Here is a 20,086-nt window from a genome sequence, read left to right as displayed (position 1 = left end):
GTGCGTCTGCCTGGTGGTCGGTCAGTCGGACCGGACGGCGAGCGCCGGGCTGATCCTCGCGGCACGCGATGCCGGGTACATCGACGCGGCGAGCCCGACGCCGGCTCCGACGACCGGCCCGAGGACGACCAGCCACGGGCTCAGCAGCACCGACCACCCGTTGGCCAGGCAGATCAGCACCACGCTGCCGGCGGCGAAAGCGCTCCCGACGAGACCGCCGAGGAGGCCGATCAGGCTGCCTTCGGCGAGGAACACCTGGGCGACGCGTCCACGGGAGAAGCCCAACGCTCGACGGAGCCCGATCTCGGCGGTCCTCGCGGTGACCGCGACCACCATCGAGTTCGCGATGAGGAGGATCGTCAGCGCGGTCAGCACGGTCCCCATCCAGGCCGCGAGGCGGTCGAGCTGGGTCGCGACCCCCGTCCGCAGGGTGTCGACCGATGCGACGCGGGAGATGTCCAGCCGCTCCGGGGCGTCCGGGCGGAGGGTCACGGCGAGCACGTCGGCGACCGGGGCACCGGCCCCTGGCAGCGTACGGACCAGGACCGCCGCCTCGCGGTCGTTGCCGACGAGCTCGAGCCCACGCCGGTACGGGAGGAGGACAGCATCTTCGAGGCCGCCCGTTCCCCCGGACACCAGGCCGACGACGTCCTGCGGTTCGCCGTTGAGCCAGACCTGGACCCCGGTGAGGTTCCCCGTGAGCGGGACGTCGAGGGCCCGGGCGGCACCCCGGCCGAGCAGCACGACGTCCTCGTCGGTGTCGAGCAGCCACTGCATGTCCGTCGACACCTGCGCACGCGCCGCATCGAGATACCCCGCGCTGACGCCCACCACCGGGGTGACGGCGGCTCTCGCACCGGCCGTGGCCGGGTCTGGGCGGACCGCGGTACGCGTCACCTCGGCCGTCGCCGACCCTGACACGTCGAGGCGCCGCCCTGCCGCATCGACGAGGTCGTGGCGGGCGACCCTCTCGTCCGTGTCCTCGGGCAGGATCGTCACGATCCGGCCAGGTCCGGTGTCGTCGGCCACCACGGCGGCCGCTGCTGTCGTCGGGGGAACCACCTGTGCCGTGACGACGTCGAGGGTCGACGCCGCGATGTCCGCCTCGATCTGCTGGCCGGCCGACATGGAGATGCCCACCGAGGCCAGGAGCGAGCCGCTGCTGAGCCCGACCGCTACGACCATCAGCAGTGCCCGTGCCGTTCGCGAGCCGAGCTCGACGACGACGTCGTCGACCAGGTCGAACAACCGGTCACGCCCGAGCGCGGGGTGTCTCCTGCTCACGAAGAACCTGCGGGCGCTGCGCGCCGGAACGTCTCGCCCGCTCGGCAGGCGCCAGGGGTGATGCGTCCGTCGACCAGGTGCAGTACGCGGTCCGCCCACGCCGCGGTCCGAGGGTCGTGCGTGATCACGACGACGGCAACACCGGTTCGCGCCTGCTCGTCGAAGAGCCCCAGGACGATCTCGGCGTTGTCGTCGTCGAGGTTCCCGGTCGGCTCGTCGGCGAGCAGTATCCGGGGCGTGGTCACGACCGCCCGGGCCACGGCCAGCCGCTGCTTCTCACCACCCGAGAGCAGCCGGCCGGGCGCGTCGATCCGGTGCGCCAGCCCGACGCTCGTCAGCACCTCCTCGACGAGCACTGCCCGGTCGGGCCGTCGCACCCCGCTGGCCGCTAGCTTCAACCAGACGTTCTGCCGTGCGCTGCGGTTGCCCAGGACGTGGCTCTCCTGGAAGACGAAGCCGAGCATCTGCGCACGCAGCGCGTCGCGAGCGGAACCGTCGTACCCGGCGGTGTCCTTGCCGAGGAGCCGATACGTGCCGCCGGTGGGTTCGTCGAGGAGTCCCAGGACGTTGAGCAGCGTCGACTTTCCCGACCCGGACCGCCCGAGGATCGCGACCCTCGATCCGGCCTCGACCTCGAGATCGACGCCGCGAAGGGCTTCGACCGGTGGGTCGGTCGGGTAGGTGCGCGTCACGCGGGCGAGCTCGAGGAGCGTCACGAGCGCTGCCCGGCCAGATGATCCGGCTCGCCCGAGACGATCACCCGATCCCCCTCGGCAAGCCCATCAGCTGCGACGACGGCAAGTCCGTCGCCGGTCCCGACGATCTCCACCGCGATCACGGCTCCGTCCTGCGAGGTCACGTACGTCCCGTCCGGTCCTTCCCTGATCGCGAGGATCGGGACGGCCAGTCCCTCGGCGACCGGTGCTGGATCCGACCCGCTGACCACCGTCACGGTCGTCGCGTCGGTGAATGCGAGATCTGCGTCTGCGAACGTCACCGTGACGTCGTACCCCGGAAGGGCCGTGGTGCCGTCGGGCGGACGGAAGTCGCTCACGGCGGTGACGACCGCCTCGGCCGACACCTGCGCATCCGTCACCGACGTCACCATGACCGACGTGCCCGTCGTGAAGGCGGACACCTGCGAGGCGCCGACCCGGGTCAGGACGGTCGGGACTCCTGTCCTGAGTCGGGCCACGACGACGCCCTCGTCTCCCAGGTCGGCCCCGACGGGAGCGGTGGCGACGATCGTCGTCTCGGCCTGCGGGAGCGCGACGACATCCGTCGCGGGCAAGGGGGTCATGGCCGCAGCCTTCGCGTCCGCGAGGGCCTGTGCTGATCTCTTGCGAGCGTCGGGTGCCGCTGGTTCCGGCGAGCCGCTGGTGCCCTCGGCGTTCTCGGTCTCGGGGCGCCCGACGCCCTCGGTGGTTCCTCCGCCCGAGACGGCCTCACGCGCGGCCTCGACGGCCTCGAGCAGCTCGGGGGCCGCCACCGGGGACGGGAAGCCCGCCCCGGCGTACAGCGCCTCGACCGCTGCGGCGGTCGCGGCGCCGTACGTGCCGTCGCTCGCCCCGGTGTACATACCGAGTTCGCGCAGGGCGTCCTGGACGGCCCGGACGTCCGACCCGGTGCTCCCTGGCAGGATGTCCCGGTACAGCTCGAACGGCAGGGTCAGCGCGATGACGGGGCGCCCCGAGACCTCCGCCAACGCCTCGCCGGAGCGCAGGACGTCACCAGCCTGCTTGAGCTGCCTGGTGACGATGCGCTTGTCCTGCTCCGGCAGGGTGACGTCGACGGTCGCCCCCGCGGAGAACGTCCCTTGGGCCGGGGCGGCCTCGGGAAGGAGAATCCGTCGCTCGACCTCGGCCGTGACGACCGGGCGCCGCTGCGAGTTGTCCACCGCCTCCTCCCAGGGAGAGCGGACCAGAGTGCCTGCCGCGAAGGACAGCATGATCACGAGGGCCGAGCCGCCTGCCACGGCCCAGACCCACCGCGTTCCCGCGGGTAGGCGTGACCTGCTCATGCAGGGGGCTCGAACACTTCGGGGTGCTCGGCGAGGTAGGTCGTGGCCTCCGCGACGGCCGAGTCGATCGCGGCGCGCTGGGCGACCAGCTCCGAGGCGTACCTGCGCAGGATCGGCGCCTGCTCCTCGGCCCATGCGTCGGCGAGCTTCTGGGTGCTCCCGAGCTCGTTCTTGCACTGGACGGTCTTGACCGCCAGGGTGATCTGCTGCTCGTCGATCACTCCTGCGTCCGCCCCGGCCGGCCAACCCGGCACCTCGTCGTGAGCCCCCATCCCCGATCGGCGGTAGCAGGTAGCCAGCTCCTCGAGCACCGCTCCGATCTCCTCGTCCTCCAGGATGCTCATCTGGACGGAGTCGATGTCGTCGACCCAGGGCCCTGACGTGGACGGTGAGAACTTCTGGGCCTGTTCACTGCGGGAGCACTCGTCCATGACCCGGAAGTCGGCTTCGGAGAGCTCGGCGTTGCCCGCCTGCTGCGCCGCGTTGAGTTTCGAGGGCTCGCCGTAGCCCTCGGGGACCAGACCGTTGGCGCGAAGGTCGGCGTCCGGCAGCGGCGTGACGAACCCGTACTTCTCCGCCTCCCACAGGGTCCACGGACCGAAGAACGTCTCCGCCAGGTAGATCGGTTGCTCGACGTAGGTCGGGGCGACGAAGGCCACGCCCTTCTCCCGCGCACAGACCGTCGCGGCCACGGACCGTGCCGTCGTCAGCAGGGACTCCTCGACAGGATCGAGCGTGAACTGCTCGTACGGCAGGATCACCGCACCGGTCTTCTCATCGAGGACGGCGTCGACCTTCAGTCCTTCGGCAGCGGGGTCGATCGTCTCCCCACATCCCGAGAGGACGAGGACGGCAACCGTTCCCACTGCCCATGACAGGTTCTTCTTCATCAGCTTCTCATCCCCACGGACGGGTCCGGAACACGCAGGAGGCGCCCCTCGCTGCGACGTCGACGTTGCGAGTCGCCCTAGCCGCACTCGACGAATCGCCAGCCCTCGACGGTGTCGTTCCAGCCGTTACCCCCGGGCCCCGAGGGCCATCCACCGATTCCTGCGCCGTTCTTCAGATCGGGGTCCTGATAGTTGTATCCCAGACGCTGCTGGCTGTAGAGCTGGAAGTACCAAGGGCGGGTGACGTCCTCGCCCGCGTTGACGTCCTCGTAGAAACGAGTCTTCTTGCACCCCGCGCCATTGGCGGCGGCTGATGACGCGGCATTGAGCATGACGGTGTTGTAGTAGCTGCCCCAGTTCGCGGAGACCGAGTACTTAGTGCCGCCGTAGCCACTGTGCTGCCACAAACAGGCGGTTCCTGAGTAGCAGGGCGTCGCTGCCTGCGCGGCAGCGACGCCGCCAAGTCCGAAGACTGCCGCAAGCAGCACTGCAGCGAGGGATCGGAGTTTCATCGTGTTTCCCTCTTCGTCGAGGGGAGCAACAGCCCCCTGGCTCACGCCCGGGAGCATTCATCCACCCCCAGGACGGATGTAGCAAAGCAGAGATAACACGCTCTGACAAATCGCCCGAAATACCTACCACGCAGCCTGGATTCTAGAGCGCGTGACGTCGTCGGGGCGGGGCACGGCGGCCCTGCCGCGACTCCCCTCCCGCCTGCCGGGTCAGTGCGTGAAGGCGCCCTGCCACACCGTGTCGAACGGTGCGTTCGAGCTCACGCGCGCCTCGATGGCCTCGGTGACCATCTGCTTCGCGACACCCACGGCGCGCTCGACGTCGTTGCCCTTGGCGAGCTCGGCCGTGATCGCCGCCGCGAACGTGCAGCCCGCTCCGCTCACGCGCTCCTCGCCGACCTTGGGCACGGAGAAGACCGTGATCTCCTGGCCGTCGAACAGGACGTCGACCGCGTCCGGGCCGGGCAGCTCGACGCCGCCCTTGACGACCACGAAGTCCGGGCCCAGGGCGTGGATGCGCTCGGCGGCCTCGACCAGGTCGTCGACCGACTCGATCCTCTCCATGCCGGACAGGATCTTGGCCTCGAACACGTTGGGGGTGATGACGGTCGCGAACGGCAGGATCTTCTCGCGCAGCGCGGTGTCGGTGTCGAGGGCCGCGCCCGGCTCCTGGCCCTTGCAGATCAGGACCGGGTCGAGGACCACGTGGTGCCAGCGCTTGCTCGCGAGGGACTGGGCGACCACGTCGATCGTCGCGGGCGTGCCCAGCATGCCGATCTTCACGACGTCGAGGTCGTACGTGGCGTTCGCGGCCTCGAACTGGTCCGCGACGACCTGCGGCTCGACCGGGACGAACCGGTGGCCCCAGTCGTTCCTCGGGTCGAACGACACGATGCACGTCAGGGTCCCGACGCCGTAGACGCCCAGCTCCTGGAACGTCTTGAGGTCGGCCTGGATGCCGGCTCCCCCGGTGGCTTCCGATCCGGCGATGACGTACGCGAGGTTGACCATGGTGCTGCCTGTGTCCTTCGAGGAAGAGTGGTGGGACCGGGCCTGGCCCCCGGGAAAGCGTACGCCGCGCCGCCGGTGCGGCGGTGGGCGGTCGCCGTCGCGGCCCCGGTCGGCGGTGGGCGGTGGGCGCGTCACCGTCACCGCCCCGGCCGCACCAGCTCCGCCTCGTACGCGAGGATCACGAGCTGGACGCGGTTCGTGAGCCCCACCTTCGTCAGGAGGGAGCGGACGTGGCTCTTGACGGTCGCCTCCGAGAGGAACAGCTCGTCGCCGATCTCCTTGTTGGACAGGCCGCGCGCGACGGCGAGCAGCACCTCGCGCTCGCGCGGCGTCGCGAGCTCGAGCCCGGCCCCTGCACGAGGGGCGGCCGCGACGCCCGAGCCCGCGTGCCAGTCCGAGAGCTCGACGTACCGCTCGATGATCCGTCGCGTGACGCCGGGGTCGAGCAGGCTGTCGCCCGCCCGGACGCGGTGGACCGCGGTGACGAGGGCCTCGGGGTCGGCGTCCTTGAGCAGGAACCCCGCGGCTCCTGCCCGCAGGGCGCCGTAGACGTACTCGTCGTCGTCGAACGTCGTCAGGACGAGCGTGCGCACGCCTGCGAGCGCCGGGTCCCCGGAGATCTGTGCGGCGGCGTCGATCCCGTTGAGGTGGGGCATGCGCACGTCCATGAGGACGACGTCGGGTCGCAGGGCGTGGGCCATGCGGACGCCCTGGGCGCCGTCGGCGGCCTCACCGACGACCGTGATGTCGGGCTCGTTGTCGAGGATCATGCGCAGGCCCAGGCGGATCGTCGCCTGGTCGTCGACCACGACGACGCGCACGGGCTCGCTGAAGGCTCGGCTCTCGGCGACGACGTGGCCGAGGACGGTCCCGGGCCGGGTACCGGGTTCCGGAGGGGGAGGCGGGACGGGGGCGTGGGTCATGAGGCCTCTCGGGGCAGGACGGCCTGGACGCGCCAGCCGCCGTTCTGGTCGGGTCCGGCGGACAGGGTGCCGCCGCACGACAGGGCGCGTTCGCGCATGTTCAGGAGCCCGTTGCCGCCGTGCAGGTCGGGGTTGTCGGGCAGGGGCGGGCCGGGGTCGCGCACGGCGACACGCACGTACCCGGGCGTCGCGACGACCTCGAGGCTCAGGCGCGGGGCGAGCGAGTGCAGCAGCACGTTGGTCAGGCCTTCCTGGGCGATGCGCACGACGGCGAGGCTCACCTCGGGGCGCAGGTCGCCCAGGTCGTCGGGCAGGTCGAGCTCGACGACCCGCCCGGACTCGGTCAGGCGCGCGGCGGCGGCCCGGACGTCGACGAGCGCGGGGGCGGGCGCGAGCTCGGGCGTGTCCCCGGTCTCGCGACGCAGGACGTGCACGACCGAGCGCATCGAGGTCAGCGCCTTCTTGCCCTCCTCCGCGATCCACGTGACCGCCTCGGCCGGGGCCTGGGGCTGGTTGGGTGCGACGCGGTCCGCGGCCTGCGCCCGGACGACGATCGCGGACATGTGGTGCGCGACGACGTCGTGCAGCTCGCGGGCGATGCGTGTGCGTTCCGCGAGGACCGCCTGCTGCGCCAGCACCCCTTGCAGCGCCGTGAGCTCCTCGTTGCGCGCGCGCAGCTCCTCGCCCGTCACGGCGATGCGCCGGACCATCCACCCGAGCGCGACGGCCGCGAGCGCCAGGGCGACGGTCGTCAGGACGGCCGAGGGCGACGACCACGGGACGACCTCCCAGCGGTCGCCCCATCTGACGAGCCTCATGTGCAGCGCCCACCCGGAGAGCGTGCCGGCGAGCACCGCGAGCGGCGGCGGCACCGCTCCCTCCCGGGTCGCCCCGAAGCCCGCGACGAGGAGCGGTGCGAGGTGGAACTGGCTCGTGTACGCCCCCTGCTGGCACAGGGGGTAGAACAGGACGGCGACCCAGAAGGTCCATGCGGGCGCGACCCGCCGCAGGGCGAGCACCCCCACGAGCCACGCGCCCGTCCACCAGTACGGCTCGATGAAGTGCGGCATCCAGTAGTCGCCCCGGTACATGTACCCGACGAACCCGAACCACACCGCACCGACCGCGAGGGCCACGGGGAGGTCCTGCGCCCAGACGGGCGCGCGGCGGAGGGCGGGGTGCACGGGCCCACCGTAGCGAGGCGGGCTCCGCTGCGGCACCGCCCTGGGGCGGGGGCCCGACGGCGTCGCGTCAGTCCTGGGAGGGAGGTCGCCCGGGCGGGTCGGCCGGGGACGGACGGCTCTGCGCACCGCCGGGCTCGCGCCGCGGCACGACCTGGTCGGTCACCTCGGGTGCCACGAGCATCTCCGGGGCACCCCGCACGAGGAGCCACGCGGGCAGGATCGCGAGGCACAGCACGGGCAGGACCCCGACGTCCCCGACGACCGCGACCGCGACGAACAGCGCGATCCACCCGTCGCGTCCCACGGCCAGGACCACGCCCAGGACTCCGCTCGCGACCGCGAGGCCGAGCGGCGCCCCCGGGAAGGCCGCGTTGACGGTGACCCCGACCGCGACCCCGATGAACGCTGCGGGGAAGATGCGCCCGCCCCGGAACCCTGCCGCGGCGGCGATCACGAGCGCCACGAGCTTGACCGCGACGATGAGGACCAGGTTCCACGTCGAGAGGTCGCCGCGCTGCTGGACGAGCTCGAACGACTGCTGCGATCCCTTGAAGAGCGTGAGCGGTCCCCCGATCGCGCCCAGGACGCCCAGGACCATGCCGCCGAGCGTCACGTACAGGACCGGGTTGTGCATGCGGTGGAAGAACCGGTGCACGTGCGGGAACGCGAGCACGCCCAGCAGGGCGGCACCTGCGGCGAGCGTCGCGACCGCGAGCGAGATCCCGACGTCGCCGATGTCCGGCACCCCGAGGTCGGGCAGGTCCATCGACGCGAACGGCCGACCGAACGCGTCCATCGTCATGGCCCCCGTACCGGCCGCGACGAGCGGGAGGAACAGCCGGTCGAACAGCGGGCCACCGCGGGCGAAGCCCGCGACGACGCCGGTGAACACGAGCGCGGCCGCGACGGGCGTGCCGAACAGCGCGCCGATCGTCGCGGCCGCAGCGAGCATCACGACGAGGTTCGTGGGCACCTGGGGCCACAGCCGGGCGACCAGCGCCACGAGCAGCGCCGTGTTGATCGCGATGATCGGGTTCTCGGGTCCCAGGCTCACTCCCCCGGCGAGGCCCAGGACCGTGACGACCGCGAGGCTCGGCAGCACGCGCAACGGCAGCGGGGGCGCGATGAGCTCGGTCGTCGCGGAGTCACGGCCCCCGTGCCCCGGGACGAGCCGCACCACGAGCCCCACGAGCAGGCCCGCACCGGTCAGCGTCGCGAAGATCCACCAGCGCGAGTCCGGGTCCACGCCCAACGACCCCGGCAGGTCCGTCCACAGGAGGTCCTCGGCCTCCGCGGACAGCCAGTCGAGCGCGCGCAGGACGAGCGCCGAGACGATCCCGACGAGCACCGCCGGGACGCATAGCTTCAGCAGCGTGCGCAGCGCAGGGGCGTCCAGCGGGCCCGACACGGCGGGCACCGGGTCGGGGGTCGCGTCGTCGTCCCGCGCGGGCATGCGCCCAGCGTGGCACGCACGAGGTCCGTGCGCGCCCCGGGACCGGCGCCGGACGCCCGACGGCGCCGCATCAGCCCCAGGGCTGAGCCCACCCCGCGGGGTCCGCACCCTGAGGCGAGGGTGCGTGCCGCCGTCGGGCCGATGTTCCCTGCACGAAGCCTTGGGAGGGTCGACGGGTGACCCCCCGCAACGACGCCCGCACCGAGCGCGGCCGCCGCCCCGCCTGGGCCGCGCCCTGGCCCGACGCCGCCACCCGCGCCGCGCAGACGACACGCCACGACCTGCGCCGAGCCCGCGTCGTGACCTACGGGCTCGTGCTCACGCTGCTGGTGACAGCGGCCGTCGAGGCCGAGGTCTGGCCGCTCACCGCGTACCGGCTCTTCAGCACCGTGCGGACCGGCACGACCGTGAGCCTCGAGCTCGTGGCCGAGACCGACGACGGCGACGTCCTCGTCCGCCCGGCCGACCACGCCGAGCCCCTCGCGACGACGACCCGCCAGTACCCGGACCTCGTCGCGGCCACGCCCGAGCGGCGCCGCGAGATGGTGACCGCGTGGCTCGCCCTGGCCCGGATCGACCCTGCGGCCGTGACCACGGTCCGGCTCGAACGCTCGGTGCGGACGCTGCCCGACGGGACCAGCACCTGGGTCGAGCGGTCGCGCGAGACGGTCCTGGAGGTCGTGCCGTGAGCGGGCCCGCCGGGTCGTCGCTGCGCCGGGCGGCGCGCGCCGTCGACCGTGCCCTCGTGGCCCCCGGGCCCGCCCACCGGCTGCTCGAGGTGCGCACGCTCCTCGCGCTCGTGATCGGGCTACGCCTGGCCACCCGCGACTGGACCGCGATCGCCGACCGGCCACCCGCGCTCACCGACCACGGCAACGTCATGGGCTGGCTGCTCCTCACCCCGCCCACGTGGCTGCTGGTCGCGGTGCAGTGCGCCGGGCTCGTCGGCGTGGTGCTCGCCGTGACGCGCCGCTCCGGCCGCGCGGGGTTCGTGCTCGCCTGGTGCACGTACACCGCGCTCGCCGCCCTGTGGGGCAGCTCGGGCAAGGTCCTGCACCCCGACGTCCTGACCGTCACGGTCGGGTTCGTGCTGCTCCTGGCCGCCGACCCACCGCGAGCGCTGCCCGCCACGGACCGGAGCCCGCGCTGGGGGTGGCCACCGCGCGCCGCGCTCGCTGTGCTCGCCACGGTGTACTTCCTCACCGGCGCGCAGAAGCTGCGGCACAGCGGCACCGGGTGGGTCCTCAGCGACAACATGGCGTGGGTCCTGCGGCAGGGTGCGAGCGGGTCCCCGTTCGGGGACGCCTGGGTCCACGCCGTCGCCGACCAGACGTGGCTCACGCAGGCGCTCGCGGGTGGGGCGCTCGCGCTCGAGCTGACCGCGCCGGTGTGGCTCGCGATCCGGGTCACGCGCATCCCGTTCGTGCTCGCGGTCGCAGCGATGCACGGCAGCATCTGGGCGTTCCTGGGGCTGGACTACTCGGCGTGGGTCCTGACGGCCGTGGCCGTCGCGGTGCCGATGGGGCGGTGGCCCGGTGCGCGCCCCGCTGCGGGAGTCGTCGTCGAGATGCGGCGAAGTGGGGCCACGGTCCGCCCATGACCCCACTTCGCCGCAACTCGCGTCGCGCTCAGGCCGTGCGGCGCAGCCGGGCGCCCAGCGCGTAGGCCCCGACGACGGTCGCCGCAGCGACCAGCACCACGTCCTTGAGGACGTACTGCCCGAGCAGCGTCATGCCCGAGCCGAACAGCTCGTCGAAGAACAGCACGGTCGGGGCGAGGATCCCGACGAACGCACCGGCCATGACCACGAGCCCCGCCCGCAGCCAGTACCCGCTGACGAGTGTGAGGCCGATGAAGCACTCGACGACCGCGGTCACGACCACGGCGACCGTGCCGTGCACCAGCCCCAGGGTCAGGGTGTCGATCGTGCGCTCGGCGACGACCTCGGCCGGGCTGGCGCCGGGGAAGAACTTCAGGACCCCGAACCCGAGGAAGACGAGGCCGAGCGCGACCCGCAGGGCCGGGACGGACCAGCGGGTCAGGAAGCGTGCGAGGGCGTCGACGGCGTCGCTCACGTGGGTCGAGACGGAGCCTCGGCGGGAGATCGCCGGACCGCTGACGGAGAGGGTGGACATGGACGTGCCTTTCGGGAGGTGGTGGGTTGTCGGCGCCGCGTCGTCGGGCGCACATCCAGAAGGAGCCCTCCCGGGCGAGAGGTGATGCGGGTCACCCGACGATTCACCCGTCCGACCGTCCCCGCCGCACAGCCCCCTACGAGCCGAACATCTGCGCGAACGACGGCACACCGTCGAACATGCCCGTCGGCGTGCGCGGCTCGCGCGCCGCGACCGTGGTCGCGAGCTCCTTGGCCGCACGGCGGATGCGGGCCGGGAGCGGGCCCGCGTCGTGCGTGCTGTCGCCCTCGGCCGCCCAGTCGTCGGTGGCCGCGAAGACCGACGTCGTCGCGACGTCGGCGTGCAGGTACGTGAACAGCGGGCGCATCGAGTACTCGACGGCCAACGAGTGGCGCGACGTGCCGCCCGTCGCACCCAGCAGCACGGGCACGCCCTGGAGCGAGTCCTTGTCGAGGATGTCGACGAACGACTTGAAGAGCCCCGAGTACGTGGTCGTGAACAGCGGGGTGACCAGGACGAGCGCGTCGGCGCCCGTGACCTTCTCGATCACCTCGGCGAGGTCGCCGCTCGCGAAGCCCGTGAGCATCGCGTCGGTGATGGCGTGGGCGACGTCGCGCAGCTCGACCGTCGTGACCTCGGCGGCGACGCCCAGGTCGCCGAGCTCGGCCACGGTGGCGGCGGAGAGACGGTCGGCGAGGAGGCGGGTCGAGGACGGCTGGCCGAGGCCGGCGGAGATCGCGACGATCTTGCGAGCGGTCATGAGGTGGTGCTCCTGGTTCGTGAGGGTTCTTCGAGCGTGCTGCGTGGCGGGCGTGCCGTACGGGGGCGCCCGGCGTGGAGGACGCCCCCGGGCGGACGGCCGGTCAGAGACCGAACGCGGAGCCCTTGCGGGCGGTGGTCGCGGCGGCCTCGGCCGCCTCGGCCGCCTCGGCCGCCTGGACGTCGTCTTCTGCGGTCCTGCCCGTCCAGTGGTCGGCGGCCGCGACGACCTGCTCCGCGATCCTGCCCTCGGCGCGGGCCTTGGCGACGCGCTGGGCGTGGCTCGGCGGGTCGGACGGGACGTGGGCGGGACGCTTGGCCTCCATCTCCTTGCGGAGCACGGGGACGACCTCCCCGGCCAGCAGGTCGATCTGCTCGAGGACCGTCTTGAGCGGCAGGCCCGCGTGGTCCATGAGGAAGAGCTGACGCTGGTAGTCGCCGACGTGCTCGCGCATGGCGCCGTAGCGGTCGATGACCTCCTGCGGGCTGCCCACGGTCAGCGGGGTCTGCGCGGAGAAGTCCTCGAGCGACGGGCCGTGCCCGTACACGGGCGCGTTGTCGAAGTAGGGCCGGAACTCGCGCACGGCGTCCTGGGAGTTCTTGCGCATGAAGACCTGGCCGCCGAGCCCGACGATCGCCTGGTCGGCCTGGCCGTGGCCGTAGTGCTCGAAGCGCTGGCGGTAGTACCGGACCATCTGCTGGGTGTGGCTCATGGGCCAGAAGATGTTGTTGTGGAAGAAGCCGTCACCGTAGTACGCGGCCTGCTCGGCGATCTCCGGGGTGCGGATGGAGCCGTGCCAGACGAAGGGCGCGACGCCGTCGAGCGGGCGCGGTGTGGCCGTGAAGCCCTGGAGCGGCGTGCGGTACTTGCCCTGCCAGTCCACGACCTCCTCCTCCCAGAGGCGGCGCAGCAGCGCGTAGTTCTCGATCGCGAGGTTGACGCCCTCGCGGATGTCCTTGCCGAACCACGGGTAGACGGGACCGGTGTTGCCGCGGCCCATCATGAGGTCCATGCGACCGTCCGAGATGACCTGGAGCATCGCGTAGTCCTCGGCGATCTTCACCGGGTCGTTCGTGGTGATGAGCGTCGTGGAGGTCGACAGGATGATGTTCTTCGTCTGTCCGGCGAGGTAGCCGAGCATCGTCGTGGGGGACGACGGGACGAACGGGGGGTTGTGGTGCTCACCCGTGGCGAAGACGTCGAGGCCTGCCTCGTCCGCGTGCTTCGCGATGGTGAGCATGGACCGCACGCGCTCGGTGTCATCGGGCGTGCGACCGGTGACGGGGTCGGTGGTGACGTCGCCGACGGTGAAGATGCCGAACTGCATGGGGGTTGCTCCCTCGTCCTACAAGTTGATGCATTTGCATGTACTTGGAGGAGAACCGGGAGGGCCCCGGGGTTATTCCCCGGACCTGGGGGTGGCGTGGGTCACGCCACACCTCCCCGCACCTCCGACCAGGGGCGCCGCGCGAACGTGTGCATGCCGTCCTCGTCCTCGGGATCCGGCTCGGCCGTGTGCTCCCAGCCCAGGGCCGAGAAGAACGCGAACGCGGCGAGATTCTCCCGGTCGACGAACGCGACCCAGCCGTCGGGGGCCTCGCGCTCGACGTGAGCCACGACCTGGTCCACCGCCGTACGCCCGAGGCCCGACCCGCGGCGCGCCGGGTCGACGGCGATGTCGGTGACGGCGTGCGCCGTGTTCTCCCCGTTCGCCCACACGATCCCGACCACCGCGACGGGCGCACCGTCGGCGAGGACGACGAGCTGCTCCCCCGTCTCGTCCGCGAGGACGTACGCGAGCCACTCGTCGTCGAGCGGGCCGAGCTCCTCGTCGAGGACCGGGTCCTCGTACCAGACCTGCAGCCAGGAGTAGTCCTCGGCCGCGAAGGGGCGGACGGCGAGCGCGCCCGCCTCGCCCCCGTCGGCGCCGGTGGAACCGTCGGCGCTGGTGGACGAAGGACGCGCGGTGCTCGTGGTCATGGCCGACATCCTGTCGAAGGACGACCTGGACGTCGAGGACATTTCGCTCACTGCGGACGCGGGGCGTACATGATGACCGCGACGCCCACGAGGCACAGCAGCGCGCCGAGCACGTCCCAACGGTCCGGCCGGAAGCCGTCGACGGCCATGCCCCACACGAGCGAGCCCGCGACGAACACTCCCCCGTACGCCGCCAGGATCCGCCCGAAGCTCGCGTCGGGCTGGAGCGTCGCGAAGAAGCCGTACAGCCCGAGCGCCACGACCCCCGCCCCGATCCACACCCACCCCTTGTGCTCGCGCACCCCCTGCCAGATCAGCCACGCACCACCGATCTCGAAGAGGGCCGCGGCCCCGAAGAGCAGGATCGAGCGCAGGACGGTCACGGTGGTCTCCTCGGGACGGTGCACGGACCGGCCCATCCTCGCGCACGGCCCCCTCGCCGGCGCACGGGCGAGACCTGGGACCGCAGCCCTGAAGGATCGCCGGCCCGCTGTCGCAAATCCTCCCCAGCGGGCACAGTCGTGGGTATGACGGACGGGACGCGGTTGCTGGTGCTGGGCGGGACGGAGTTCGTGGGTCGGGCGGTCGTCGACGACGCCCTGGCCCGTGGCTGGGACGTCACCATCTTCCACCGGGGCACGCGCGAGGCCCCGCACGGGGTGCGCGTCCGGCACGGCGACCGCACCGCCGTCGGGGGTCTGGACGCCCTCGCGGACGGCGAGTGGGACGTCGCGGTCGACACGTGGTCGGGGGCCCCGAGCGCGGTGCGCGACGCCACGCGCCTGCTCGACGACCGAGTGGGCCGGTACGTGTACGTGTCGAGCCGGTCGGTGTACACCTACCCGACCGAGGCGGGCGCGGGCGCGGGCGCTCCCCTCGTGGAGGCGTCGCCCGACGACGGCGCCGACGTCGACTACGCGCGCGCCAAGCGCGGCGGCGAGCTGGCCGTCGAGGACGCTTTCGGGCACCGCGCGATCCTCGCCCGGGCGGGACTGATCCTGGGGCCGCGGGAGAACGTCGGGCGCCTGCCCTGGTGGTTGCGGCGGATCGCCCGCGGCGGCACCGTCCTCGCCCCGGGGCCGCGCGAGCTGCCCCTGCAGTACGTCGACGCGCGCGACCTCGCCGCGTTCGTGCTCGACGCGACCGAGCAGGGCCTGAGCGGGCCGTTCAACGTCGTCAGCCCGAGCGGCCACGCGACCATGGGCGAGCTGCTCGACGCGTGCGTGGCCGCGACCGGCTCCGACGCCGAGCTGCGCTGGACCGCGCCCGACGTGATCGAGGCCGCGGGCATCGCGCCATGGACCGAGCTGCCCGTGTGGCTCCCCCCGGGCGAGCTGCACGACACCCTGCACCGCGGCGACGTGTCGCGCGCGGTCGAGGCGGGCCTGCGCAACCGGCCCGTCGAGGAGACGGTCGCGGACACGTGGGCCTGGCTGGGCACCCTGCCCGACGGCGCCGCTCCCCAGCGCGACGACCGCCCCCGGGTGGGTCTCGACCCGGCCAAGGAGGCGCGGGCGCTCGCGGGGTGAGTCTCGCTCGGCCCGGGCCGGTTGTCAGAACGAGCGTGACCTGGAGACCACGCTCGTTCTGACAACCCGGTGGGCGGGCTCGCTCACGGCCGCAGGTAGTCGAAGATCAGCGTCGTGCTCGTGCCCGCGACCTCGGGGCGGACGCTGAGCGTGCTCGCGACCAGGTCCCGCAGCACGGTCGAGTCGCGCACCGCGACGTGCACCATGAAGTCCCGGTCGCCCGTCACGAAGTAGATGCCCTCGACGTTGGGCAGCCCCGCGAGGTAGTCGCGGAACGCCGTGAGGCCCGACCGGGCGTGCGAGTGCAGCCGGACCGCGATGAGCGCCTGGAGGCTGCGCCCCATGGCCGCCGGGTCGATCTCGGTGCGGAAGCCTTGGATGACTCCGCGTTCCTGGAGCGAGCGGATGCGCGTGTGGCACGTCGAGGGTGCGATCCCGACGGCGTCCGCGACGGCCTTGTTGGTGGCCCGCGCGTCCGCGTCGAGGACGGCGAGGATGCGGCGGTCGGTCTCGTCGAGCACGGCCACCTGGACCTGCGTCGAACCGGCCCGAAGATCGTTCGGCATGGTCCCCCACTCTCATCACCCGGAAGAAGATCGTTCGGTCAGGCACGCATCCACCGAAGAACCGGCCAGCCTGCTTGAACCCTACCGAAGATCCCTCCACCATTGTGCTGAGGCGCAACCCGTCTCCCACGACCCGGCCTCAGCATCCTCGAGGCCGGGTCGACAACGTCTCAGGGCAAAGGAGCCCCCGATGACCACCCCGTCACGCACCACCCCTGGTTCCCCCGCCCCCCGCACGGCGGTCGTCGTCGGCGCAGGAATGGTGGGTCTCGCGACCGCCTGGCACCTGCAGCGCCGCGGCGTCGAGGTCACGGTCCTCGACCGCGAGGGCGTCGCCGCAGGATCCTCGTGGGGCAACGCCGGCTGGCTCACGCCCGGCATGGCCATGCCCCTCGCCGACCCCACGCTCTGGACCTACGCCCCCAAAGCGCTGCTCGACCCGGCCGCGCCCCTGCACGTCCCCGCGCGGCTCGACCCGCGCCTGTGGTCCTTCCTCGCCCGGTTCGCGACGCACGCGACCCGGCGTGCGTGGGACCGCGCCATGGCGGCGCTCACCCCGATCGACCGGCTCGCGCACGACGCGTTCGACGAGCTCGCCGCGCACGGCGTCGCTGCCCGCTCGACCCCCGGCCCGTTCGTCATCGGCTTCGAGGACGAGAAGCAGGCGGCCCCGTTCCTCCACGAGATCGCCCAGGTCGAGGCCGCGGGGCAGGTGGTCCCGCTGCACCGCATCGACCGGCCCGACGGCGCCGCTCACCCCTCTGCCTCGTCGCACCCGGGCGCGGGCATGGCTCCCGCACCGCGCGACACCGTCGGGCGGCCTCCCCAGCTCACCGACCGCGTGCGCGCCGTCTACGCGCTCGAGGGCCAACGGTTCATCGAGCCGGGACCGTTCGTCGGCGCGCTCGGCGACGCGGTCCGTGCGCGCGGCGGGAGCATCGTGACCGGCGCGACCGTCACGGGCCTGCGCGCACAGGAAGGACGCGGCGTGCAGGTGCTCGTCGCCGGGCAGGCCCCCGTGGTCGCCGACGTCGCGGTCCTCGCGACCGGCGCGTGGCTCCCCGGGCTGGCCAGGCCGCTCGGCGTGCGCACCCTCGTCCAGGCCGGGCGCGGCTACTCGTTCACCGTGAAGACCGACCTGCCCGTCGAGCAGCCGATCTACCTGCCCTCGCGCCGCGTCGCGTGCACGCCCTACCAAGGACGGTTCCGCATCGCGGGGACCATGGAGTTCCGCGGCCCCGACGAGCCGTTCCAGCCGCGGCGCATCGAGGCGATCCTCGCGTCGGTGCGCGACCTGTTCCAGGGCGTCGACCTCGACGACCGGCACGACGAGTGGGTCGGTTCCCGGCCCGTGACCCCCGACGGGCTGCCGCTCGTCGGGGCGACCCGGGCACCCGGCGTCTACGTCGCGGGCGGGCACGGGATGTGGGGCATCGTGCTCGGCCCCGCGACCGGGCGGCTGCTCGCCGAGCAGATCGTGACCGGGACGGTGCCGCCGGAGATCCGGGGGTTCGACCCGCTGCGGTGACCGCCACCGAGCAGCAGCCGCAGAATTCACCCGCTCGTGCGCCGCCGTGCTGCCACGTCCACCACCTGGCCGACCTCTCTCCGTGCAGGGGCAGGTTCAGCAGGTCCGCCGGGCGACGGCGCGGCGCAACCACGACGAGGTGGCCGACATGCGTGCTCGATCAGCTCTCCCGCTCCTCGGCGCCCTTGCCCTGGGCGCCATGCTCCCGCTCGCCGCGAGCGCCCAGGCGACCGTCGACGAGCCACCGCCCTCGTGCGAGGACGTGATCGAGCTCGCTGTCTCCCACCGCCCGAGCGCAGCACTGGTCGCCGCGGCCCAGGTCGAGGCCGCGGGTGAGGCCCCGTGCGACGCCACCGTCCTGGGTGAAGCCGAGGAATCGGTGGCCGAGGCTGCGGTGCACCTGCGTCGGGCGCAGGGCCTGGATGCCGAGGCGGCACGCGTCGGTGCCGGCACCGACGCGGCCTCCGAGCTCCGCGGTGCGGCCGACACCGCCTATGCCCAGGCGCTCGCGCTCGACCTGGGGCTGACCGCAGCGTTCGACGGGTTGTCGTCGGACCCGGGATCCGAGGCCCCGCAGGCCGACGCCGCCGAGGTCGCCGCCCGGCTGGTCGCCCTGGGGTACCGCGCCGCGGCTCAGGAGCTGCTCGTCACGGCGGTCACGGACGGCGAGGTGGACCCGGAGCAGCTCGACCAGGCCCTGCAGGACCTGCTGGCCCCGAGCCCTCCGGAGACCGTCGTGGACTGGTGGGACGAGGAGGGCAAGACGTGGCTCACGGTCGGAGCCTGGTTCGCCGCCGCGGCCGCCGTCGTCTACCTCGTGCTCTGGACCTGGCTCCGGCGCCCGCCCTACCAGCTCGTGCCCCCCGCCCAGGCCGTGACCGCGGGCAAGGCCGACGGAGTCGCCGACGCGTGGGCCGAGCTGCTCCCCCGTCGACTCGACGACCTCGTCGACTCGACACCGGGCATGCGGCTGTCGACGGGGCCGGACACCGATCTCGCGCTGCCGGACATCGACGGGATGCCGTCGGGGTTCACAGCCGTCGTGAAGTTCTGGACGTGGTTCCGCCGTCTGCGGGTGCGGCACGTCTCGACCCTCCTGCACGACGAGGGCGGGAAGGTCGGTGTCACGGTGTCGATCAGGAAGCGGTCCGGCAGGCCCCTGAAGATCCGCACGCTCCGTCCCTTGGACGATGCGGCCCCTGTGGACCGGAAGACCTACCTGGACCTGTTGCCCCAGGCGGCCGCCTGGATCGCCTTCCAGACGACCAAGGAGCGCGACCGCGCGGCCGTCCTCGGCACGGCGTCGGAGGACGCCGTCCTGCGCTTCGCCGACTCCGGGGTGCACCACGCCGCGGGCGACCGGGGCGCAGCTCGTCGGGCGCTGCTCCGGTCCCGTTCGGCCGACCCCGAGATGCTCGCGGCGTGGCTCAACCTCGCGGTCCTCGACCTGTCCCGCCCCGACGACGCGCCCGCCGTCGTGCCGGTGGACTGGAGGCAGCGTCTCTCGACGCTCCGCGCCGTCGAGGAGGCGGCGGTACGACGGCTCACGACGAACGGGACCCTGGAGTCACACGTCCTTCCCGCAGCGCGGGACCGCTGGCGACGCGAGGCCGTCCGGTGCCGCGCCACGATCATGCGGGCCCGCTACAACCGGGTGATCAGTCTGCTCAACTGGGGCGCCGTCGACAGCACGAGCACGCTCGGGGAGCCGGTCGAGGTCAGGAAGCGGTTGCGCAAGGCGTTGAAGTCCACGCGGGCCGCCACCGAGGACCTCCTGAGCACCACCCCGTCGCGCGGGCGATGGACCGCGATCCGCGACACCGCGCACGACGTGCGGCGCCATGTGGACCTCATGGAGCGGGGCCACCTCGACCCGGGTCCGACCGCGTTCCTCGACGAGCTCAAGAAGAACCTCGTCGAGATCGACCAGGAGTGGGCGTCGGCCTTCCCGGACGTCCTGCCGGTGTGGGTCGACTACGGCATCGCCTGCATCGCGTCCACCCGTGCGCCGGACGTCGGCGCACCCTGCCCGGATCCCACGATGCAAGAGGTGGTCGACCAGGTGCAGGAGTGGCTCGACCGTGCGTTCGCCAAGGCACCGAAGGCCTACACCCAGGCCGCACGCCACGACCCGTTCTTCGCCCGGCTGCTCTCCGCGCCGACCGACCCGTCGACGTGTCGGCCGGTCCGCGCCCGCCGAGCAGCGAGCAGGCGCCCCTGGATCGCCCGGATCAGGGGCGCCAGCTCACTTCTCGGCAGGCTCAGCAGGTGCGGCGGCAGGCCGGTGACATCCGTCCGGTGATCTGGGACC

General features: G+C 72.8%; 20 protein-coding genes. 5 read left to right on the top strand and 15 right to left on the bottom strand.

The genetic code is table 11. The annotated features are described in order from the left end of the window. Positions 1 to 21: 21 nt before the first annotated feature. From IE95_RS0116555 to IE95_RS0116515, 9 genes are all read right to left on the bottom strand, one after another. The gene (locus IE95_RS0116555; RefSeq protein WP_030152863.1) at positions 22 to 1,284 is read right to left on the bottom strand and encodes an ABC transporter permease; all 1,263 of its coding nucleotides are present in this window, start codon (positions 1,282 to 1,284) and stop codon (positions 22 to 24) included. Further along, positions 1,281 to 2,000: an ABC transporter ATP-binding protein gene (locus IE95_RS0116550; RefSeq protein ID WP_051703224.1), complete on the bottom strand. Its 720-nt coding sequence runs from the start codon at positions 1,998 to 2,000 to the stop codon at positions 1,281 to 1,283. The genes IE95_RS0116555 and IE95_RS0116550 overlap by 4 nt, the downstream gene beginning before the upstream one ends. Further along, positions 1,997 to 3,304, bottom strand: a complete 1,308-nt coding sequence (locus IE95_RS0116545) for a peptidoglycan-binding protein (protein WP_164984154.1) — start codon at positions 3,302 to 3,304, stop codon at positions 1,997 to 1,999. Before IE95_RS0116545 ends, IE95_RS0116550 begins: the two co-directional genes overlap by 4 nt. Beyond that, positions 3,301 to 4,194, bottom strand: a complete 894-nt coding sequence (locus tag IE95_RS20710) for a hypothetical protein (protein WP_164984153.1) — start codon at positions 4,192 to 4,194, stop codon at positions 3,301 to 3,303. Before IE95_RS20710 ends, IE95_RS0116545 begins: the two co-directional genes overlap by 4 nt. A gap of 77 nt (positions 4,195 to 4,271) precedes the next feature. Further along, on the bottom strand, positions 4,272 to 4,751 hold the full coding sequence (locus IE95_RS0116535; protein ID WP_164984152.1) for a peptidase inhibitor family I36 protein: 480 nt from the start codon (positions 4,749 to 4,751) through the stop codon (positions 4,272 to 4,274). A gap of 165 nt (positions 4,752 to 4,916) precedes the next feature. Further along, positions 4,917 to 5,717: a bifunctional hydroxymethylpyrimidine kinase/phosphomethylpyrimidine kinase gene (gene thiD / locus IE95_RS0116530; RefSeq protein WP_030152852.1), complete on the bottom strand. Its 801-nt coding sequence runs from the start codon at positions 5,715 to 5,717 to the stop codon at positions 4,917 to 4,919. Between the two features lie 137 nt (positions 5,718 to 5,854). Further along, positions 5,855 to 6,640 (bottom strand): response regulator, encoded by a 786-nt coding sequence (locus IE95_RS0116525; RefSeq protein ID WP_084690368.1) that lies wholly within the window; start codon positions 6,638 to 6,640, stop codon positions 5,855 to 5,857. Continuing rightward, complete coding sequence (locus tag IE95_RS19805; protein WP_051703222.1) at positions 6,637 to 7,824, bottom strand: sensor histidine kinase; 1,188 nt, start codon at positions 7,822 to 7,824, stop codon at positions 6,637 to 6,639. Before IE95_RS19805 ends, IE95_RS0116525 begins: the two co-directional genes overlap by 4 nt. A gap of 67 nt (positions 7,825 to 7,891) precedes the next feature. After that, the gene (locus IE95_RS0116515) at positions 7,892 to 9,277 is read right to left on the bottom strand and encodes an ion channel protein (RefSeq protein WP_084690367.1); all 1,386 of its coding nucleotides are present in this window, start codon (positions 9,275 to 9,277) and stop codon (positions 7,892 to 7,894) included. 176 nt (positions 9,278 to 9,453) lie between these two features. Here IE95_RS0116515 and IE95_RS0116510 point away from each other — a divergent pair, with 176 nt between their 5' ends. Both IE95_RS0116510 and IE95_RS0116505 read left to right on the top strand, forming a co-directional pair. Then, positions 9,454 to 9,966 carry a hypothetical protein gene (locus IE95_RS0116510; protein WP_030152842.1) on the top strand — a complete coding sequence of 171 codons (513 nt, stop codon included), beginning with the start codon at positions 9,454 to 9,456 and terminating at the stop codon, positions 9,964 to 9,966. Then, a complete protein-coding gene (locus IE95_RS0116505; RefSeq protein ID WP_051703221.1) occupies positions 9,963 to 10,877 on the top strand; it encodes a hypothetical protein in 915 nt (304 codons plus the stop codon). Before IE95_RS0116510 ends, IE95_RS0116505 begins: the two co-directional genes overlap by 4 nt. A 28-nt stretch (positions 10,878 to 10,905) precedes the next feature. On the opposite strand, the gene IE95_RS0116500 is transcribed toward IE95_RS0116505, so the two are convergent. The 5 genes from IE95_RS0116500 to IE95_RS0116475 form a co-directional block, all read right to left on the bottom strand. After that, positions 10,906 to 11,412: a DoxX family membrane protein gene (locus tag IE95_RS0116500; protein WP_030152838.1), complete on the bottom strand. Its 507-nt coding sequence runs from the start codon at positions 11,410 to 11,412 to the stop codon at positions 10,906 to 10,908. Positions 11,413 to 11,548: 136 nt separating this feature from the next. Beyond that, complete coding sequence (locus IE95_RS0116495) at positions 11,549 to 12,172, bottom strand: FMN reductase (protein WP_030152835.1); 624 nt, start codon at positions 12,170 to 12,172, stop codon at positions 11,549 to 11,551. Positions 12,173 to 12,275: 103 nt separating this feature from the next. Continuing rightward, positions 12,276 to 13,499 (bottom strand): LLM class flavin-dependent oxidoreductase, encoded by a 1,224-nt coding sequence (locus tag IE95_RS0116490; protein ID WP_051703220.1) that lies wholly within the window; start codon positions 13,497 to 13,499, stop codon positions 12,276 to 12,278. Positions 13,500 to 13,600: 101 nt separating this feature from the next. Then, entirely contained in the window at positions 13,601 to 14,152 is a 552-nt protein-coding gene (locus tag IE95_RS0116485) for a GNAT family N-acetyltransferase (protein ID WP_084690366.1), read from the bottom strand. Positions 14,153 to 14,199: 47 nt separating this feature from the next. Next, a complete protein-coding gene (locus IE95_RS0116475) occupies positions 14,200 to 14,535 on the bottom strand; it encodes a YnfA family protein (protein ID WP_030152828.1) in 336 nt (111 codons plus the stop codon). Between the two features lie 144 nt (positions 14,536 to 14,679). Here IE95_RS0116475 and IE95_RS0116470 point away from each other — a divergent pair, with 144 nt between their 5' ends. Beyond that, positions 14,680 to 15,681, top strand: coding sequence for an NAD-dependent epimerase/dehydratase family protein (locus IE95_RS0116470; protein ID WP_030152825.1), 1,002 nt, complete (start codon positions 14,680 to 14,682; stop codon positions 15,679 to 15,681). A gap of 83 nt (positions 15,682 to 15,764) precedes the next feature. Here the strand turns inward: IE95_RS0116470 and IE95_RS0116465 are convergent, their stop codons facing one another. Continuing rightward, positions 15,765 to 16,247 carry an Lrp/AsnC family transcriptional regulator gene (locus tag IE95_RS0116465; protein ID WP_030152822.1) on the bottom strand — a complete coding sequence of 161 codons (483 nt, stop codon included), beginning with the start codon at positions 16,245 to 16,247 and terminating at the stop codon, positions 15,765 to 15,767. Between the two features lie 190 nt (positions 16,248 to 16,437). Between IE95_RS0116465 and IE95_RS0116460 the strand changes: the two genes are divergently transcribed. After that, positions 16,438 to 17,775 carry an NAD(P)/FAD-dependent oxidoreductase gene (locus IE95_RS0116460; RefSeq protein ID WP_051703219.1) on the top strand — a complete coding sequence of 446 codons (1,338 nt, stop codon included), beginning with the start codon at positions 16,438 to 16,440 and terminating at the stop codon, positions 17,773 to 17,775. 148 nt (positions 17,776 to 17,923) lie between these two features. Beyond that, positions 17,924 to 20,077, top strand: coding sequence for a hypothetical protein (locus tag IE95_RS20705; RefSeq protein WP_164984151.1), 2,154 nt, complete (start codon positions 17,924 to 17,926; stop codon positions 20,075 to 20,077). Positions 20,078 to 20,086: the final 9 nt, after the last annotated feature.

This window comes from Oerskovia turbata (genome assembly GCF_000718325.1).
GTDB classification, from domain to species: Bacteria; Actinomycetota; Actinomycetes; order Actinomycetales; family Cellulomonadaceae; genus Oerskovia; species Oerskovia turbata.
The sequence above is the reverse complement of the archived record's forward strand: the minus strand, read 5'-3'. Positions and strand labels throughout refer to the sequence as shown.

What these genes read in the sequence shown, in the direction of transcription:
- IE95_RS0116460 (WP_051703219.1), top strand. Translation starts at nt 16,438, where the DNA reads ATGACCACCCCGTCACGCACCACCCCTGGTTCCCCCGCCCCCCGCACG.
- IE95_RS0116495 (WP_030152835.1), bottom strand. Translation starts at nt 12,172, where the DNA reads ATGACCGCTCGCAAGATCGTCGCGATCTCCGCCGGCCTCGGCCAGCCG.
- IE95_RS0116515 (WP_084690367.1), bottom strand. Translation starts at nt 9,277, where the DNA reads ATGCCCGCGCGGGACGACGACGCGACCCCCGACCCGGTGCCCGCCGTG.
- IE95_RS0116490 (WP_051703220.1), bottom strand. Translation starts at nt 13,499, where the DNA reads ATGCAGTTCGGCATCTTCACCGTCGGCGACGTCACCACCGACCCCGTC.
- IE95_RS0116465 (WP_030152822.1), bottom strand. Translation starts at nt 16,247, where the DNA reads ATGCCGAACGATCTTCGGGCCGGTTCGACGCAGGTCCAGGTGGCCGTG.
- IE95_RS0116525 (WP_084690368.1), bottom strand. Translation starts at nt 6,640, where the DNA reads ATGACCCACGCCCCCGTCCCGCCTCCCCCTCCGGAACCCGGTACCCGG.
- IE95_RS0116470 (WP_030152825.1), top strand. Translation starts at nt 14,680, where the DNA reads ATGACGGACGGGACGCGGTTGCTGGTGCTGGGCGGGACGGAGTTCGTG.
- IE95_RS20710 (WP_164984153.1), bottom strand. Translation starts at nt 4,194, where the DNA reads ATGAAGAAGAACCTGTCATGGGCAGTGGGAACGGTTGCCGTCCTCGTC.
- IE95_RS0116500 (WP_030152838.1), bottom strand. Translation starts at nt 11,412, where the DNA reads ATGTCCACCCTCTCCGTCAGCGGTCCGGCGATCTCCCGCCGAGGCTCC.
- thiD (WP_030152852.1), bottom strand. Translation starts at nt 5,717, where the DNA reads ATGGTCAACCTCGCGTACGTCATCGCCGGATCGGAAGCCACCGGGGGA.
- IE95_RS0116545 (WP_164984154.1), bottom strand. Translation starts at nt 3,304, where the DNA reads ATGAGCAGGTCACGCCTACCCGCGGGAACGCGGTGGGTCTGGGCCGTG.
- IE95_RS0116485 (WP_084690366.1), bottom strand. Translation starts at nt 14,152, where the DNA reads ATGACCACGAGCACCGCGCGTCCTTCGTCCACCAGCGCCGACGGTTCC.
- IE95_RS20705 (WP_164984151.1), top strand. Translation starts at nt 17,924, where the DNA reads ATGCGTGCTCGATCAGCTCTCCCGCTCCTCGGCGCCCTTGCCCTGGGC.